Origin of the sequence: Roseinatronobacter thiooxidans (assembly GCF_001870675.1) — a bacterium.
Lineage (GTDB): Bacteria > Pseudomonadota > Alphaproteobacteria > Rhodobacterales > Rhodobacteraceae > Roseinatronobacter > Roseinatronobacter thiooxidans.
The window spans coordinates 33508-51672 of record NZ_MEHT01000046.1 but is presented as its reverse complement, the minus strand read 5'-3'; the positions used below and the strand labels follow the sequence as shown (position 1 = coordinate 51672).

The window sequence follows — 18165 nt, the reverse complement described above, 5'->3', positions numbered from 1 at the left end:
TCAATGGCTCCAGAAATAGACAGTTGCAGGCTCTGGTTCCCAGACGCGGGCGGCCTCGATCCCCGGCAGGTTCACCAGCGCGCGATATTCAGACCCGAAGGCCACATATTGGTCGGTTTCGGCCATGACAGCAGGTTTGCAGGCAATCGGGTCGCGCACCACGCCAAAGCCGTCTTTCGTGCCGACAACAAAGGTGAAGAACCCGTCAAGGTCTTGCAATGTGCCCTCCAGCGCCTCGCCCAGGGATGCGCCTTTCTGCATTTTCCATGTCAGATAGGCCGCGCCCACTTCGGTGTCGTTCTGGCTTTCGATCCGCACCCCTTCGCGCTTGAGCTTGCGCCGCCAGTTGTTGTGGTTGGACAGCGAGCCGTTATGCACAAGGCACTGGTCCGATCCGGTCGAGAACGGATGCGCGCCTTGGGTCGTGACCGCAGATTCGGTGGCCATGCGCGTATGCCCAATGCCATGCGTGCCAGACATCGCCGCCAGATCGAACCGCGCGGCCACATCCTTGGGCAGGCCCACGGATTTATAGATTTCGACATTCGCGCCATCACTCATGATGCGCAGGCCGGGGCGCAGGGTTGCAAGGGCCGCGCGCGCGTCTTGGGCCTTGTCCGCAGGCAGGCTGAGAACCGCGTGGCTGTCAGCACGGCGCATGCTGACATCTGCGCCGATTTCCGCGCCCAGATCGGCCGCCAGCGTGGCGAAATCCGCATCGGCCTGATCCGATTGCACGGTCAGTTTCGAAAGCGCGGCATCGCCGCCCCGATAAATCGCAATCCCTGCGCTGTCGGGGCCACGGTCGGTCATGGTGACCAGCATCTCTGTCAGCAACTGGCCCAGTCTTGGTTCAAGAGATTTGTCTTTCAGGAACAAACCAACAATTCCGCACATGCGTGCCGCTCCTTCTCGTGATCGAGGGTTGACTTAGCCTAGGTGTACCCTTCGAGAAGTTCAACTTGCAAGAAACATATTTTCCTGCGGGGTGAGGATGTGCCCGATTTTTTAGCACCTTCGCGGGCTTTGCAGGGATTGAAAAGGCGTCACATGCCGCGCATGGGCTGCAACCGGCGGGCCGCAGGAAATTTGCCCACAGGCGCGCGCCATATGCAGGCTGGTGTTGAGCGTCTGACATCGGGTTCCGTGAATTGGCAATGCAGGTCGGTACTGCGGGGTTTTTCAGCCGTTCGCGCGGAATCAAGGGCCGTAGGCCCGCCGCGCATCGCCGGGCCGTCCCCCGGCACGGCGATTTGGCTTGGCTACGCGCAAAGCCTCGATCTTTCGCGGATTTGACTGGCATAAAGTTATCCAGCATAGATCGGGGATCGCCGCACCACGGCCCGACGCTGCGCGGCTAGTCTCATACCTCAAATGCCCCCAAGCCCTCAAAGCCGCCCTTGAGAACCTTGCATGATGCGCAGACCCCTAGAACACAGCACGCGCCGCACTGATCAGGGCATGGTGCAAGCTGCGCGCCGAAGATCGCGGCCCGTAAACATGCACGCCATCTGCGCGCCGAATGACATAACAGCCCAGATGCTCGATCACACTGCGCCGCGCAGTCCCCGCCGCCATGCGCGCCAGATCAAGGTTGCACAGCCGCGCGAACACCTGCTCCAGCCCCTCGCCGCTGATATCGAAGCGCACCCATGCATCGCTTTGCTCGGTCACGCTGGCGCAGTCGCCCAACTGCGCTTTCAGCGTCAACGCAAGCGTCTCGTGGCTGTGATACGGTGCCTCCACCATCCAGATGTCGGGGCCGGTCCAGAACGCGCCCAGATCCGGCCCTTGCACATGCGCGGCAATGGCAGGCGCGGCCCCGCCCAATGCGGCTGCTAGCGCGGTGCGGCAGCCCTCTTCCTGCCCCAGCCTTGCGGCGACAGAGGCCAGCGCCCAGTCGGGCGATTCGGTAAATGTCACAGGGCCGATGCTGTCTTGCAGGGGCGTGGTGCCGCCGAGGGCGGTCAGGGGGGGCAGATCATGCACGAAGTCGTTCTCCCTCTGGGTCGATGAAATGCGCCGGGACGATCTCGACATCGACATCATCGCCCGTCAAGGGCGAGGCGGCGCGCAGCACATCGCCCATGCGGCTCTGGCCCGCTTTCAGAAACCCGATGGCGATGTAGGATTGCAGATTGGGCGAATAACATGCCGAGGTGACATAGCCCAGATCATTGGCCGCTGTCGCCTTGGCCCCGATTTCCAGCAGATGCGCGCCCGCAAGCACGCGGGCCTGCGGGTTCTTGGGCCTGAACCCCACCAGCCGCAACCCGTCCGGCTGGTTTAGCCCTTCGCGCCGCGACAGGACCGCGCCGATACTGTCTTTCTTGTCGCTGACCATACGGCCCATGCCCAGATCGCGCGCGGTGGTCTGGCCGTTCAATTCATTGCCCGCAGCATGGCCCTTTTCAATGCGCATGACGCCAAGCGCCTCGGTGCCATAGGGGGTGACATCGAATTCTGCGCCCGCCTGCATCAACCGGCGCATCAGCGCATCGCCATAGCGGGTGGGAACGGCCAGTTCATAGGCCAACTCGCCCGAGAACGAGATGCGAAACACCCGCGCCCGCAACCCGCCGCATACTGTCACTTCGCCACAGGCCATGAAGGGGAATGCCTCATTCGACAGATCAAATGCGGGGTCCACGATTTTTTGCAACAGCTTGCGAGAATTGGGGCCAGCGATGGCATATTGCGCCCATGCTTCGGTGGTCGAGATCAGTTGCACATCCATATCCGGCCACAGGCATTGGCGCGCAAATTCCATGTGGCGGTACACGGGCACGGCATTGGCGGTGGTGGTGGTGACGACGAAATGATCCTCGGCCAGACGGGCGGCGGTGCCGTCATCCATGGCGATGCCATCCTCGCGCAGCATCAGCCCGTAGCGCACGCGGCCCACCGCCAGCTTGGCAAAGCCGTTGCAATAGATGCGGTTCAGGAATGCGGCTGCATCGCGCCCCTGCACATCAATCTTGCCAAGGGTGGTCACATCGCACACCCCGACAGAGGCGCGCGTGGCCAGAACCTCGCGGTCCACACTCTCGCGCCATGTTTTCTCGCCCGCGCGCGGGAAAAATTGCGCGCGCAGCCATAGGCCCACCTCGACAAAGACTGCGCCTTGTTCCGTCGCCCATGTGTGGCTGGGGGTCAGGCGGGTCGGGCGAAAATCCTGCCCTGTGGACCGGCCCGCAAGCACCCCCATTGCAACCGGCGTATAGGGCGGGCGGAAGATGGTGGTGCCCGTGGCCTGAATGCTTTGGCCCGTCAGTTCGGCCATGACCGCAAGCCCGCCCATGTTCGAGGTTTTGCCCTGATCGGTTGCCATGCCCAATGTTGTGTAGCGCTTCAGATGCTCGACCGAACGGAAATTTTCCTGGTGCGCCAGTTTCACATCCTTGACGGTCACATCATTCTGGAAATCCAGCCATGCGCGCTTGGTGCCGCCAACATGCCAGAACGGGGTAATGTTGACCGGCGCATCCTCGGCCTGCGGCAGATCGGCAGCAGGGGCAGACAGGCCCAGATCGGCCATTATAGCCGCCGCCCCCGCCGCCCCTGTTTGCAAGGCCGCATGGGTGCTGAACTGCCCCTGCGCCGCGCCTGCAACCTGCATGCCCTGCGGCAGGTCTGCCCCCGGCATGAAAGCGGCAATCGCATCATTCCAGACAGGCCGCCCGCGCTGGTGGCAGGTTAGCGCGACATTCGGGTTCCACCCGCCCGCAATACCCAGCGCGCCAACTTTCAGGTTGCGGCTTTGGCCATTGGCCAACCGCACGGTTACAGACCGCAAGCCCAACCGGCCCGCGCTGTCGGTCACTTGTGCACCGGCCAACACCTCGACCCCGCGCAAGGCGGGCGCGTCCGTGCGTGTGTCGATAACGGCGGCAACAGTGATGCCTGCATCCATCAGGTCGGTGGCGGTGCGGTACCCGTCGTCATTATTGGTGAAAACCGCAACCGTGTCAGCAGGGCTGGCCGCCCAGCGGTTGACATAAGCGCGCAACGCGCTGGCGGTCATGATGCCGGGGCGGTCGTTATTGGCAAAAGCAATGGGCCGTTCAATCGCGCCTGCACATAGAAGGGCGCGCTTGGAATAGATGCGCCACAGAATTTGGCGCGGCTTGTCGGGGGAGGGGGTAAGAAGATGATCCGACACACGCTCGACCGCGCCATAGATGCCATGATCGAACGCACCGAAAATCGTCGTGCGCGGCAAAAGGCGCACATTGGGCATGCTGTCCAGTTCGGCCACAGCCCTTGTGGCCCAGTCTGCGCCGGATTGGTCGCCAAGCGCGAATGTCTCGGCATTCAGGCGCCCGCCCATGCGGAAATCCTCATCCGCCACGATCACGCGCGCCCCCGCCCGACCCGCTGTCAAAGCCGCTGCAAGGCCAGACGGGCCTGCGCCGATGATCAACAGGTCACAATGCAAAAACCCCTTGTCATAAAGGTCCGGGTCCGCCTTGGTGGTGATGGACCCCAGCCCCGCCGCGCGCCGGATGATCGGCTCATACAGCTTTTCCCAAAATGCCGCAGGCCACATGAAAGTCTTGTAATAAAACCCCGCTGTCAGAAAATTCGACAAACGGTCATTGATCGCAAGCGCATCGAATTTCAGGCTGGGCCATGCGTTTTGCGACTTGGCTTGCAAGCCGTCAAACAGCTCGATCGTGGTGGCGCGGGTGTTGGGTTCCTGCCGCCCGCCTGTGCGCAATTCGACCAGCGCATTGGGTTCTTCGCTGCCTGCGGTCAAGACACCGCGCGGGCGGTGATACTTGAACGAGCGCCCCATCAAACGCACGCCATTGGCCAGCAGCGCCGAGGCCAGCGTGTCGCCCGGATGGCCCCTGAAATACTGCCCGTCGAAGCGGAAGCTGATCTTGCGCGCGCGGTTGATCTGGCCGCCTGTCCCAAGCCTCATGTGCTGCGCCCCATGTTGCGCGCAACATCGCGCGCCAGTTCTACCTTGGTGATCTCATGCGTGACGGTATTGCGTGTGACCACCAGCCAGCTGCGGTCGCCCTGTTCGTGAAACCACAATTCGCGGTGCAGGCCCGCCGGATTGTCGCGCAGATAGGCGTAGTCGTAAAAGGCACCCTCTGCCCCCTCGGCCATGCCATCGGGGCGGTTTATCAGGCTTGCGTCGCCCTTATAGGTGAATTCCTGCGCGTCACAGGGGCCAAGGAGTGGATGGTTGATGATCATGCGCGCCCCCTTTGGCGGCTGGTCCCGGTGGAGCGGGTGGAATTTGAGTATTTCAGGCAAGAAAATGACATCATATGCGCCGCCCTTAATGCAGGTTGGGTTGGGCACCCATGCCTTTTTCGTCGATCATGCGCCCCCGCGCGAAGCGGTCGAAACGGTAGGCGGTGGCAGTGGGGTGGGGGGTGTCGGTTGCCAGCAGATGCGCGAAGCACCAGCCAGAGGCAGGCGTTGCCTTGAACCCGCCATAGCACCAGCCGCCGTTGAAATAGAGCCCGTCAATATGCGTGCGGTCGATGATGGGCGAGCCGTCCATGCTCATATCCATGACGCCCCCCCACATGCGCAGCAGCCGCACGCGGCCAAGGCCGGGGAACAGCGCCATGCCCCCCTCTGCCACATCCTCGACCACAGGCAGGTTGCCGCGCTGGGCGTAGGAATTATAGCCGTCAATATCGCCCCCGAAGACCAACCCGCCCTTGTCGGATTGGCTGCAATAGAAATGGCCTGCGCCGAAGGTGATGACGCCGGGCAAAACCGGCTTCAACCCTTCCGAGACGAAGGCTTGCAACACATGGGATTCAATTGGTAGGCGCATGCCGGCCTGCGCCATGACGCGGGTGGAATTGCCCGCCACTGCAACGCCGACCTTGCCTGCGCCGATGAAGCCGCGCGATGTCTCGACGCCTTTGCACTGGCCATTCTCGATGCGAAAGCCGGTCACTTCGCAATTCTGGAGGATGTCGACGCCGCGCGAGTCGGCCCCGCGCGCATAGCCCCATGCGACCGCGTCATGGCGCACAGTGCCGCCGCGTCGCTGTGCCAGCCCCCCCTTGATGGGAAAGCGCGCATCGTTGAAATTCAGGAACGGGTATTCGCGGCGCAGTTGGTCGAGGCTAAGGAGTTCGGCATCGGCCCCGTTCAGCAGCATGGCATTGCCGCGCCGGATATAGGCGTCGCGCTGGGCGTCGGAATGGATGAGGTTCAGAATCCCGCGCTGGCTGACCATGGCGTTATAGTTGAAATCCTGCTCCAACCCCTCCCATAGCTTGAGCGAGAATTCATAGAACGGTTCATTGCCATCAAGCAGGTAGTTCGAGCGGATGATCGTGGTGTTGCGCCCGACATTCCCGCCGCCGATCCAGCCTTTTTCGATCACGGCGATCTTGTGTTGGTGGAATTCCTTGGCAAGGTAATAGGCCGTGGCCAGCCCATGACCGCCGCCGCCGATGATGACGATGTCATAATGCGGTTTCGGTTCCGGGGTACGCCACGCGGGTTCCCAGCCTTTATGGCCGCTCAAAGCCTCTTTGATGACGCGAAAACCTGAATAGCGCATGCGGCCCACTCCTTGCACGGCGCAGTGGTAGCAGATTTATGCAACGGCGCTGTCTTCAAATCGGACATCGGGTTTGCCGGATACGACATGCGGGCCGGAATCTTGGTGCGCGGCAGGAAATTGGAAGCTACAAACCCGACATCTTGCGTCAAGCGACGGGGGTATGACTGTCGGGTTCGGCGCGCCTAGTAGCTGCGGATCAGCCCGACAAGCCGCCCTTGCACCTGCACCTGATCATCGCGCAGCAACCGCGTTTCATAGGCCGGATTGGCCGCTTCAAGCGCGATCATGCCATTCTGGCGGCGAAAGCGTTTCAGTGTGGCTTCCAGCCCTTCGACAAGTGCGACAACGATATCACCGTTATCGGCGGTATCCTGTTCGCGGATCACAACGATATCGCCGTCATTTATGCCCAGATCGATCATCGAATCGCCCTGTACTTCCAGCGCGTAATGGCTGGCGCGGCCCCGCAGCATGCTGGCGGGAACCGAGATGTCATTGACCACGGCGCTGATGGCCTCAATCGGGGTGCCGGCGGCAATACGGCCCATAATCGGCAGGCTGAGTGCCGAGGCATCTACCGGCAGGGCTTTTGCAGGGGGGGTGGGTTTTTCACGCGCGCCGCCCTCGATGACCTTGGCCTCGAACCCGTCTTTTTGCAGCGCGTCAGGCAGTTTCAGCACCTCGATCGCGCGGGCGCGGTGGTGCATGCGGCGGATAAAACCGCGTTCTTCCAAGGCGGTGATCAGGCGGTGAATGCCGGATTTTGACCGCAGATCCAGCGCATCTTTCATCTCGTCAAACGAAGGCGCAACCCCATCTGTTTCCATGCGTGTATGGATAAGTTTGAGAAGTTCAATCTGCTTGCGTGTCAGCACGGCGCGCCCCCCGGCTATGGATTTGCCACGAATACTCTCACGATGTTCTACCTCTGTTCCGCGCTTGTGTCAACGGTTTCACAAAGGGATATACCGCATTTGTTCCCCTGCCTTGCGCGCGCCATCCCCTGCGGGATGGATCAGCAGCGCATCGGCCTGACACAGCACGCCCAGCAGCGCGCTGTCCTGATTGGGGTGGGGCGCGATGGTGCCGCCGGGGCCAAGGCTTGCGCGCATATAATGCGTGCGCGGGCCATTGGCGGGCAGGTCGCGTTCCAGCGCGGCTGTGGCGGTTTGCATCGGATAGGCCCCAAGCCCCTGCATCGCGCGCAGGGCAGGGCGCATGAACAAATGCCCGCATACGATAGAAGACACAGGGTTTCCCGGCAGGCCCAGCAGCAGCGCCTGACCCAGCCGCCCTGCCATCAGGGGCTTTCCGGGGCGCATGGCGACCTTGTAGAAGGCGCGGCTTGCGCCCATCGCATCGACCACAGGCCCGACCAGATCATGGTCGCCCACGGATGCGCCGCCAATGGTGACGATGAGATCGGCATCTGCGGCCAGTTCCAGCACCGCGCGCAGGCTGGCTTCGGTGTCGTGGGCAATGGGCAGGATGCGGGCGCGCGCGCCTTCAGCCTCGGCCATGGCTTTCAGCGCAAAGGCGTTGGAGGCGATGATCTGATCAGGGCGCGGTGTCTCTCCGGGCATGACCAACTCATCCCCTGTGGCAATGATTGCCACATCGGGGCGGCGGCTGACAGTGGCGCGGGGGCAGTTCATCGCGGCCAGCAGCGCCAGTTCAACAGGGCGCAGGCGGCGCGGAGCGCTGATCTGGTCGCCTGCTTTGAAATCACTGCCTTGGGCGCGAATATGCAAGGCCGCATCCAAGGGGTGGGTCAGGGTAATCTGGTCGCCTGTGCGCGTGACATCTTCCTGAATGATAACGCGGTCTGCGCCGTCCGGCACGGGGGCGCCTGTGAAGATGCGCACAGCCTCTCCCGCTGTCAGGCGGCCTGCGAAAGCGTGGCCGGCAGCGGCCTCGCCGATCACGCGGTAGCTGTTTGTATCCGTGGACACAGCATAGCCATCCATCGCAGAGGCGGGAAAAGGGGGCTGGTCGCGTTGGGCGGTGACGGGCGCGCGCAGCACGCGGCCTGCAAGCCGGGGCAGTTCTACTTCTTCCGTGGCCAGCGGCGTGACCAGCGCAAAAACCTGCGCCAGCGCCTGTTCAGCGGGGATCACGGCTGCACCTCATAGCGGCCGGATTTGCCGCCATCTTTCAGCACCACGCGGGTGGCGGTGATGGTCATCGATTTCTCTGCGGCCTTGAGCATGTCATAGATCGTCAGCGCCGCGACCGAGGCTGCGGTCAGTGCTTCCATCTCGACACCTGTCTGGCCAGTGGTGCGCACTTCGGCGCGGATACGCACGCCGGGCAAGGTGTCATCCGGGGTCAGGTCGACCGAGACTTTGGTGATTGGCAGCGGGTGGCACAGCGGAATCAGATCGGCGCAGCGTTTCGCGCCCATGATCCCCGCCAGCCGCGCAACGCCCAAGACATCGCCCTTTTTGGCGCGGCCTTCGGTGACAAGCGCCAAGGTTTCGGGCAGCATCTGCACCGCACTTTCGGCCACGGCAACGCGGGCGGTATGCGACTTTTGCGACACGTCAACCATATGCGCATGGCCTTCGGCGTCGAAATGGGTCAGTTTTTCCACATTACACCTTTTCGGGCTTGATCGGGTTTGCCAGCAGCGTGCGGGTGGCCAGTGCCACATCGGGCTGGCGCATCAGGCTTTCGCCAATCAGGAAACTGCGCGCGCCATACCCTGCCAGATCTGCCAGATCGGCGGGGGTATAAATGCCGCTTTCGGCGATCAGCATCTTGCCCTGTGGCACAAGGCGCGACAGGCGGCGCGTTGTCTCTAGCGTGACATCAAAGGTGTTCAGATTGCGGTTGTTGATCCCCAGCATGGGCGAGGTGAGCGCCAGCGCGCGGTCAAGTTCTGCCTCGTCATGCACCTCGACCAGCACATCCATGCCCCAAGCCATTGCCGCCTGTTCCAACTCCTGCGCCTGCATGTCAGAGACAGAGGCCATGATGATCAGAATGCAATCGGCATGCAGCGCGCGGGCTTCGGCCACCTGATAGGTGTCATACATGAAATCCTTGCGCAGCGCGGGCAGGGCGGTGGCGCTGCGCGCTTGCGTCAGGAAATGGTCAGCGCCCTGAAAACTGGGGGTGTCGGTCAGCACGCTCAGGCAGGTCGCCCCGCCCGCCTCATAGGCGCGGGCCAGTGCGGGCGGGTCGAAATCGGCGCGGATCAACCCTTTGGAAGGGCTGGCTTTCTTGATCTCGGCAATCAGCCCGTAGCCGGTCGCTTCCGCCTTGCGCAAGGCAGCGGCAAAGCCGCGCGGGGCGGGGGCATTGCGCGCGGCCTCTGCCACCTCTGACAGCGGGCGCGCGGCCTTGCGGCTTGCGACCTCTTGCAGCTTGTAGCTTTTGATCTTGTCAAGAATGGTGGCCATGGGTGCAGACTTTCAGAGTTTCAGGCAGATATGGGGCTGATGCGGGCAAGTGCTTCGACCGCGCGCATGGCCGCGCCAGAGGCAAGACTGTCGCGCGCCTGCGCGACCCCCTCACTTAGCGCGGTGGCCTTGCCTGCGATCACCAGCGCGGCGGCAGAGTTCAGCAGCACAGCATCGCGGTAGGCAGGGCGACCCGCACCTTGCAGCACGGCGCGCAATTCGCGGGCATTTTCTTCGGGCGCACCGCCCAGCAAATCTTCAAACGGGTGCAGCGGCAGGCCTGCATCTTCGGGGTGCAGGGTGAATGCGCGCAATTCGCCCCCTTCAAGGGCCACGACCTGAGAAGCGGCGGCAATCGACAATTCATCCGTGCCATCGCCGCCATGCACCAGCCACGCGCGCTCGGTGCCCAAGGTGCGCAGCGTCTCGGCCATGGGGCGCAGCAGATCGGCGGTGAACGCGCCGGTCAACTGGAATTTCACGCCTGCGGGGTTGGTCAGCGGGCCAAGAATGTTGAAGATTGTGCGCGTGCCAAGTTCCATGCGCACAGGGCCGACATGGCGCATGGCAGGGTGGTGCATCGGGGCCATCATAAAGCCGATGCCCGCCGCGTGCAGCGCCTGTTCAACCACTTTCGCGCCGACCATCACATCAATGCCCAAGGCCCCCAGCGCATCTGCCGCGCCCGATTTCGATGACAGGTTGCGGTTGCCATGCTTGGCCACAGGCACGCCCGCACCTGCCACCACAAAGGCTGTGGCGGTGGAAATGTTCAGCGTGCCTTTGCCATCGCCGCCAGTGCCGACAATATCCATCGCGCCTTCGGGCGCGCGCACCTTGACGCATTTGGCGCGCATCACGCTGGCGGCAGCGGCGTATTCATCCACCGTTTCGCCGCGTGTGCGCAGGGCCATCAGAAACCCGCCGGTTTGCGCGGGTGTTGCTTGCCCCTCGAACAGCAGGTTGAACGCGGCCTCGGCCTCGGCGCGGGTCAGGGGGCGGGTGGCGGCAATGCCGATCAAGGGTTTAAGGTCATCCATCATGCGGCCACGGCTGCCTGATCCAGAAAATTGCGCAGCATTGCATGCCCATGTTCCGACCGGATGCTTTCGGGGTGGAATTGCACGCCCTCAATCGGCAGGTCGCGGTGGCGCAGCCCCATGATCAACCCATCTTCCAGCCAGCTTGTGACCTCAAGGCAATCGGGCAATGTCTCACGCTCCACCACCAGCGAATGATAGCGCGTGGCCATCAGCGGCGAGGGCAGACCCTTGAACACACCCATACCGGCATGGTGCATCTCGCCGAGCTTGCCATGCACAATTTGGGGCGCGCGGATGACCCGCCCGCCAAACGCCTGCCCGATGGTCTGGTGCCCAAGGCACACCCCCAGAAGGGGCACGCGCGCTTCTGCGGCAGCTAGGGTCAGGGGCAGGCAGATGCCTGCCTGATCAGGGTCGCATGGCCCGGGCGAGAGCACAATGGCCGAAGGGTTCAGCGCCAGTGCCGCCTGCACATCCAGCGCATCATTGCGCCGCACCATCACTTCGGCCCCCAACTCGCCCAGATAATGGACCAGATTGTAGGTGAAACTGTCGTAATTATCGATCAGCAGCAGCATGAGCGCGTTCCGGTGCCATAATCCACAGAGTGCCTACATGCCCGCCACATGCTGGCAAGGTCAAGGGCGCGTGCGCCATTCCGTTTGATATGCGCGCGGTTTTGTGGAAGAATCAACCAAAGCTGTGCAGTATAAGCGCAGGGCAGGCTTTTATTTGTAAACATGGGGCATAGTGTGAACAGCAGTCTTTTTGCAGGTTTGGCGGCGGGGGCTGGTTTGGTCTTGGCTGGTGTCATTGGTGCCACTGTGATCTTTCCGCCGCCGCCTAGTGGAAGTGCAGGCGATGCCCCCCTTTCGCAGCCAGTGCCCGAGGGTGAGGTATCGGCCCCCCGCCCGCTGGTCGAAGGGCAGCCTCACACGCCCGTGGCACCGCTGGACCCTGCCCCCCAAGACATGCCGGAAGGTGCCGCAGATGCGCCATTGCCAGACGCGGATATGCCGGACTTTAATAGGCCGGAAGATTTGGTGCTCCTGCCGCCACAGGGTGCCGATATGGCCGAAGATATGCTGGCACTGGAAGATACCGTTTTGCTGGATGCCCCAGCAGACACCGAACTGACCGACATCCCTGTGCCGCACAGCCCGCATATTGACTTGCACCCCCCGTTGCCCGCCGATGCCCTGCCCGAGGATGGCGCGCCCGCATTGCCTGACGCGCAAGACAGCACCGCCGCGCCCGCGCCACTGCCAAGCGCAGCTTCGGCCCCGCGTGCAGATATGGCCATAGAAGGGGTTGAACTGGTTCCGCCCGCGCCTTTGGTTCAGGTGGAGGACGCGCCACAGGCCGGCTCTGACCCCGAAGCTGAAAGCGCGCCCGCCCGCCAGGCAGGCCCGGAACCGCGCCAGACCATGCCCGGCACCCGTGCGCAGGGTTTGCCGCGCATTGGCGGCGGGGAAGATGTGCCAGTAACAGTGGATCAAGACCCCGTGCCCGATGTGACACCGCGCCCCGCTTTGCTGCGAAATTCAGTGTATCAGGCACAAGACGGCACTGCCGATAAAATGGCGCTGATCCTGTCTGATGCGGGCCTGCCAATGCCCATACGCCGCGACCTTGCCGCGCTGGACCTGCCCTTTACCATTGCGCTGGACCCGATGGACAGCACCGCGCAAGAGGCCGCAGAGATATATCACGCCGCAGGCAAAGAGGTGGTGATCCTTGCATCCGGTCTGCCTTCGGGCGCGACCGCGTCTGATCTTGATGTCTCGTTCAATGCTTATTTCGGGGCTGTGCCCTTGGCGGTCGCTGTGATCGACGTGCCGGAAAACGGCTTTGCCCGAAATGCGGGCCTGCTGCGCGAAGTGCTGCCGTTGCTTGCGCAAGACGGCCATGGGCTTTTGACTTTTGCAGGCGGGCTGACACAGGCAGGCCGCGCCGCCACAGCGGCGGGTATTGCACATGCCGAAGTGTTCCGCGTGCTGGATGCGGCGGGCGAGAGTGTATTCACCATCCGGCGCTATCTGGACCGTGCTGTATTTCAGGCCAGCCAGATCGGGCATGTTATCGTCTTTGGCGATGCCGCCAATGAAGAAACACTTGATGCACTCCAGACATGGCAGGCCGAGCGGCGCAGCGGACAGGTTGCGCTGGTGCCCGTCTCGGGCATTCTGCTGCGCGATGACTGAAGCAATTTCAGGCAGAGTTGATCGGCTTTTCCGGTTCGCAATTGCGGCAAAGCCAAAAGCCACAGCGTTTCAGCGTTTCAACAGAAAACCGAAACGCTTTAAGCAGTGGTAATTTAGGCCGCAACACTCTGGGCTTGAAGCTTCCAGCGCTGCGGTTTAGACCATCGCCACAACTGGCCGCTTGCTGGAACTGGTAGACAGACCGGACTTAAAATCCGTTGCTCGCAAGGGCGTGTGGGTTCGACTCCCACAGCGGCCACCAGTTCAGGGATTTATGCGTATGGGTGTGCCATCGCGCACCATGGCATAGATATCTTCCATCTCTCGGTCAGAGACCGCGATACACCCATCTGTCCAATCGCCACGCGCATTCTGGAACCTTGGGCCGCGCCCGTGGATGAAAATATCGCCGCCCGGTTTCCAGCCATTCGCTTTCGCATAGGCTTTATCCGCAAGGTTGGGGTAATCTATGCCGATTGACAGATGAAACCGGCTGTTGGGGTTGCGCCGGTCGATGATGTAGTCACCTTCGGGCGTGCGGCTGTCGCCTTCGCGCTGCTTATGCCCGAATGGAGCGCCACCAAGTTGCACATTGAAACTGCGCAATACGCGGTCATGGTGCCATAACTCCATCCGGCGCGCGGCTTTGTAAACCACGACCTGCGTGACTTCGGGGCCGTTATAGGTGCGGAATTTGCTGGGGGGCTGGGCTGCGCAAGATGCCAGCACAGCAACAAACGCCAATGCGGCGAAAACTCGGAAAAAGCTCATGAAGACTGCCTCGGGATTTTTATGTGACCATGCCCTAGTCGCGTGATTCTGCCAAGGCTTCTTGTTGGGCCGATCACGCAGGCGTCATTCAGCGGGCGGCACTTTTTCGCGTTGGGTGGCGTTCAAGCGCTCCTCAATCGCAGCAAGGCGTTTGAGCACCTCATCGCGGTAATCCTCGGTCGCCTGATTGCTCTCGGCGGCATGTGCGTCTTGCATCGAGTTCACGATCAGACCGACCAGCAGGTTCACCACTGCAAATGTGGTAACCATGATAAAGGGCACAAAGAACGCCCAAGCATAGGGGTAGGCCTCCATCACAGGCCGGACAATCCCCATCGACCATGATTCCAGCGTCATGATCTGGAACAGGGTATAGGCCGAATTGCCCAGATCGCCGAACCATTCGGGGAATGTTTCCTTGAACAGCTTGGTCGCCATGACCGCGCCGATATAGAACAACATGCCCATCAGCAAAAACACCGACCCCATGCCGGGCAGCGCCTTGATGAACCCTTCGACCACGCGGCGCAGATTGGGGCTGACAGAAACCACCCGCAGCAGGCGCAGAATCCGCAAGGCCCGCAACACGCTGAACCCCTGTGCGCCGGGCACAAGCGAGATGCCCACGATCAGAAAATCAAAGATATTCCAGCCAGAGCGCCAGAATTTCCCGCGTTGGGCATGGAATTTCAGCACCAGTTCAACCACGAAAATACTCAGACAGGCCGCATCCAGCCCAAGGATCAGCGGCCCCGCAAACCCCATCAGGGTATCCGAGGTCTCCATCCCCAACAGGATCGCGTTGAAGATGATGACAACGATAATCCCGTTGCGCACCCAAGGCTGGTCCAGAAAGGCGGCGGTCTTTTCACGGCTAAGCATCTTGGTCCCCGTTCTGCGGTTGCTGGGCGCGATATGCTATCTTGTGAACTGGGCTGCAAGCTCCACATGCGGGCTGAAGCGGAATTGATCGACCATTTGCACCCAGTCAAGGCGATACCCGCCGCCGATAAGTATTTTTGCATCGCGCGCGAAAGTGGCGGGGCTGCAAGACACGGCTGCAATGCGCGGAATGGCGCAGGCCGCAAGGGCATTTGCCTGTGCCTCGGCGCCCGCGCGGGGCGGGTCGATCACGGCGGCGTCATATTTTGCCAGCTCCGCAGGCAGCAGGGGGCGGCGGAACAGATCGCGCGCCTCATGGGTGACGCGCTTTAACCCTGTGGCCTGCCGCCAGCCTGCATCCAGCGCGTGCAGCATCGGTGCCTCGCCTTCCACCGCGTGCAGTTCCGCGCGCTCGGCCAAAGGCAGGGTAAAGGTGCCGCAGCCTGCAAACAGGTCCAGAATGCGCGCGGCATTTCCCACGCTTGTCGCTACAGCCGCTTGCAACGCCTGCTCTGCCGGTTTGGTTGCTTGCAAAAACGCACCGGGGGGCGGGGTGATTTTCGCGCGCCCGATCTGGTGAAAGGGCGGGTGCGCTTGGGCCACGACCTCGCCCTCCCATGCCAGACGCGCAAGCCCGGCTTGACCGGCCCATTGTCCAAGTTCGGCGCGCATCGCGTCATCCAGCAGCTTGCCGCCTGAAACCGCCAGATCAAGCCCCGCATCAGACCGTGTCAGCGACAGCGACATCGTGGTTTTGCGCGACCCGAAACGCGCGGTTACGTCTTCCAGCAGGGGCAGGGCGGCGGTCAGGTCGGGGTGCAGGATCAGGCACTCGGGCACAGGTGTAATCACATCGGATGCGCGGGCATGAAAGCCCACAAGCGCGCCTTTCTTCAATCTACGCCCAGAAAAACTGGCGCGCCGCCGGCTGTGCAGGGGCGAGATATGGGGCGCGCGAAACTCTGCCGTCAGCCCTTGCGCGGCCAGTGCTTGCCGGATCACCCCCTCTTTCCACTGGCTCACGAAATCCGCCTGCGCATGCTGCAAGGCACAGCCGCCACAATTTCGGTAATGCGGGCAGGGCGCCTTTATGCGCAGGGGCGAGGGCGTGACGATGCGCGGCGCGTCCATGCGCCCTTGCGCAATCTCGCCCTCGACCACCTCGCCCGGCAGGGTGCGCGGCACATAGACCGGGCCGTCGGCAATGCCATCGCCATGATGGCCAAGTCGCAGGATGGTTGTGTGTGTCATATGGGCCAGCCTGTCCAAAGGGGGGCTTGCGGCACGGCACAGGCTCTGCGCGGGGCAAGCCAAAGGCAGGGGGCGATCTGGTGGAACTCCGTCACGCTGGCAGCCCCGGCCTACGCGCCGGGGCCTCTTGGCCCGTCTGGTCAGCTTGCTGTGTCCACATCGTCGTCAAACCCCAAAAACCCGCCCGATTGCCGCGCCCAGAAACGGGCATAGGTGCCGCCTGCCGCCAGCAATTCATCATGTGTGCCTTGCTCGATGATATGGCCATCGTCAAGCACGATGATGCGGTCCAGTTTCGCAATGGTGGACAGACGATGCGCGATGGCCAGCACGGTCTTGCCCTCCATCAATGGCTCCAACGCGTCCTGCACTGCCGCTTCAACCTCGGAATCCAGTGCCGATGTTGCTTCATCCAGCACCAGAATGGGCGCATCTTTCAGAAACGCGCGCGCAAGGGCAATGCGCTGGCGCTGCCCGCCCGACAGGCGCACGCCCCGTTCGCCCAGATGCGCGTCATAGCCGCGCCGCCCTTCGGCGTCTTGCAGGTCCAGAATGAACTTATGCGCCTCTGCTGCGCGGGCGGCCTGTTCGACCTGCGCCAGCGTGGCATCGGGGCGGCCATAGCGGATATTCTCGAAGGCAGAGCGGTTGAACATCGCCGTTTCCTGCGTGACCATCGCGATATTGCGCCGCAAGCTTTCTTGCGTGACCTGCCGTATATCCTGCCCGTCAACCATGATGCGCCCGCCTTCGACATCATACAGCCGCAGCAACAGCGCAACGAGCGTGGATTTGCCTGCACCCGATGCGCCCACAATCCCGATCTTCTCGCCCGGTGCAATCTGTAGCGCCAGTCCTTCAACCCCGCCGGTCTGGCGGCCATAGGCGAAATTCACATCGTCAAAATGCAAAGCACCTGTCACGCGCCCCAGTTCCACCGCATTCTCGGCGTCTTGCAGGGTAGAGGGTTTGGTCAGGGTTTTCATCCCATCCTCGACCTCGCCCAGATTGCCGTAAATCGCCATCAGAACGAAACTGACCCAGCCTGTCATCTGCGCAATGCGGATGGCTACAGCGCCCGCCGCCGCAATCGCCCCCGGTGTGGCCTGTCCCAGCATCCATAGCCACAGCGTGCCGCCGATCAGCAGCACCGGCAGCACGCCCGCGACCACCATCAGCCAGAATCGGAACCACGCTTGCACCTCGCCAAATTCCACCGCGCGGTCCCGAAACACGCCCATCGCGTTCAATGCGGCGCGGTCCTCAAACTCGGAATGGGCAAACAGCTTGACGGTTTTGATATTGGTGATCGTATCCACCACCTGCCCGCTGACCTGCGCCCGCGCCCCCGCCCTTGCACCAGAGCGTTTGCGCACCTGCGGCAGGAAATACCGGATCAGCGCCAGATAACCCACCAGCCACACAGCCAGCGCCAGCGCGATGCGCGCGTCAATCGTCAGCAGCAAAATGACCGAGCCGATGATCGAGGCCAGCGCGAATGCCATCGTGTTGATGGTTTCATTCGCCACATCCGTCAGCGCGCGGGCGGTCTGCACCTGTTTTTGCGCGATTCGCCCTGCGAAATCATTGTCGAAAAATGTCACCGGCTGGCCCAGCGTCCAGCGGTTCAGGCGCGATTGCACCAGCACATAGACATTGGGCTGCACCACGATCGAATTTGCCGCTGATGACAGGCCAAAGGCCAAAGGGCGCAAAATGACGAAGAACAAAATGAAACTGACCACCAGCCACATATGCTGCGCCAGAAATTCGACCGGCCCGGTTTCCACCACTGCGTCAATAATCAGCCCAAGCAGCAGGGCCGATACCACCTCGGTTGTGCCAACCAGTGCCGAGATGACCGCCGCCAGAACCAGAACAGGCCATGCCCCGCGCACCGACCACAGCATGAAAGCCCATAGGCTGCGCGGCGGGGGTGAGGGCGCGCGCTCGAACGCGTCGATCAATCCTGCAAGGCGTTGCGCAGGCCCGGGCCTGTTTTCCGGCGTGAAATCTTCTGTCTGTGTGGTCAGTTTTTGTAGCACATCGCCCCCGATCCT

At 62.3% G+C, this 18165-nt stretch carries 16 protein-coding genes and 1 tRNA gene; 2 read left to right on the top strand and 15 right to left on the bottom strand.

What is annotated here, in order from left to right; all coding sequences use genetic code 11:
- The 11 genes from BG455_RS15930 to BG455_RS15875 all read right to left on the bottom strand — a co-directional run bounded on the left by BG455_RS15930 (nt 1) and on the right by BG455_RS15875 (nt 11575).
- Nucleotides 1-897 carry a class II glutamine amidotransferase gene (locus tag BG455_RS15930; protein WP_071471005.1) on the bottom strand — a complete coding sequence of 299 codons (897 nt, stop codon included), beginning with the start codon at nt 895-897 and terminating at the stop codon, nt 1-3.
- 531 nt (nt 898-1428) lie between these two features.
- The gene (locus BG455_RS15920) at nt 1429-1989 is read right to left on the bottom strand and encodes a sarcosine oxidase subunit gamma (protein WP_071471003.1); all 561 of its coding nucleotides are present in this window, start codon (nt 1987-1989) and stop codon (nt 1429-1431) included.
- Complete coding sequence (locus tag BG455_RS15915; protein WP_071471002.1) at nt 1982-4927, bottom strand: sarcosine oxidase subunit alpha family protein; 2946 nt, start codon at nt 4925-4927, stop codon at nt 1982-1984. The genes BG455_RS15920 and BG455_RS15915 overlap by 8 nt, the downstream gene beginning before the upstream one ends.
- Nucleotides 4924-5211: a sarcosine oxidase subunit delta gene (locus BG455_RS15910; protein WP_071471100.1), complete on the bottom strand. Its 288-nt coding sequence runs from the start codon at nt 5209-5211 to the stop codon at nt 4924-4926. Before BG455_RS15910 ends, BG455_RS15915 begins: the two co-directional genes overlap by 4 nt.
- A gap of 85 nt (nt 5212-5296) precedes the next feature.
- Complete coding sequence (locus tag BG455_RS15905; protein ID WP_071471001.1) at nt 5297-6547, bottom strand: sarcosine oxidase subunit beta family protein; 1251 nt, start codon at nt 6545-6547, stop codon at nt 5297-5299.
- A gap of 185 nt (nt 6548-6732) precedes the next feature.
- On the bottom strand, nt 6733-7425 hold the full coding sequence (gene lexA / locus BG455_RS15900; RefSeq protein WP_071471000.1) for a transcriptional repressor LexA: 693 nt from the start codon (nt 7423-7425) through the stop codon (nt 6733-6735).
- 78 nt (nt 7426-7503) lie between these two features.
- Entirely contained in the window at nt 7504-8667 is a 1164-nt protein-coding gene (locus tag BG455_RS15895; protein WP_071470999.1) for a molybdopterin molybdotransferase MoeA, read from the bottom strand.
- The gene (gene moaC, locus BG455_RS15890) at nt 8664-9143 is read right to left on the bottom strand and encodes a cyclic pyranopterin monophosphate synthase MoaC (protein ID WP_111361306.1); all 480 of its coding nucleotides are present in this window, start codon (nt 9141-9143) and stop codon (nt 8664-8666) included. Before moaC ends, BG455_RS15895 begins: the two co-directional genes overlap by 4 nt.
- 1 nt (nt 9144) lies before the next feature.
- Nucleotides 9145-9954 carry an indole-3-glycerol phosphate synthase TrpC gene (gene trpC, locus BG455_RS15885; protein WP_071470998.1) on the bottom strand — a complete coding sequence of 270 codons (810 nt, stop codon included), beginning with the start codon at nt 9952-9954 and terminating at the stop codon, nt 9145-9147.
- A gap of 20 nt (nt 9955-9974) precedes the next feature.
- The gene (gene trpD, locus BG455_RS15880) at nt 9975-10997 is read right to left on the bottom strand and encodes an anthranilate phosphoribosyltransferase (RefSeq protein WP_071470997.1); all 1023 of its coding nucleotides are present in this window, start codon (nt 10995-10997) and stop codon (nt 9975-9977) included.
- On the bottom strand, nt 10994-11575 hold the full coding sequence (locus BG455_RS15875; RefSeq protein WP_071470996.1) for an anthranilate synthase component II: 582 nt from the start codon (nt 11573-11575) through the stop codon (nt 10994-10996). The genes trpD and BG455_RS15875 overlap by 4 nt, the downstream gene beginning before the upstream one ends.
- A 174-nt stretch (nt 11576-11749) precedes the next feature.
- Between BG455_RS15875 and BG455_RS15870 the strand changes: the two genes are divergently transcribed.
- Entirely contained in the window at nt 11750-13201 is a 1452-nt protein-coding gene (locus tag BG455_RS15870) for a divergent polysaccharide deacetylase family protein (RefSeq protein WP_170124756.1), read from the top strand.
- A gap of 175 nt (nt 13202-13376) precedes the next feature.
- Nucleotides 13377-13463, top strand: a tRNA-Leu gene (locus BG455_RS15865).
- A gap of 2 nt (nt 13464-13465) precedes the next feature.
- Here the strand turns inward: BG455_RS15865 and BG455_RS15860 are convergent.
- From BG455_RS15860 to BG455_RS15845, 4 genes are all read right to left on the bottom strand, one after another.
- On the bottom strand, nt 13466-13972 hold the full coding sequence (locus tag BG455_RS15860) for a L,D-transpeptidase family protein (protein ID WP_071470994.1): 507 nt from the start codon (nt 13970-13972) through the stop codon (nt 13466-13468).
- An 84-nt stretch (nt 13973-14056) separates the two neighbouring features.
- The gene (locus tag BG455_RS15855; protein WP_071470993.1) at nt 14057-14854 is read right to left on the bottom strand and encodes an ion transporter; all 798 of its coding nucleotides are present in this window, start codon (nt 14852-14854) and stop codon (nt 14057-14059) included.
- A gap of 36 nt (nt 14855-14890) precedes the next feature.
- Nucleotides 14891-16105, bottom strand: coding sequence for a class I SAM-dependent RNA methyltransferase (locus BG455_RS15850; protein WP_071470992.1), 1215 nt, complete (start codon nt 16103-16105; stop codon nt 14891-14893).
- A 140-nt stretch (nt 16106-16245) separates the two neighbouring features.
- Entirely contained in the window at nt 16246-18138 is a 1893-nt protein-coding gene (locus tag BG455_RS15845; RefSeq protein WP_071471098.1) for an ABC transporter ATP-binding protein, read from the bottom strand.
- Between the last annotated feature and the right edge of the window lie 27 nt (nt 18139-18165).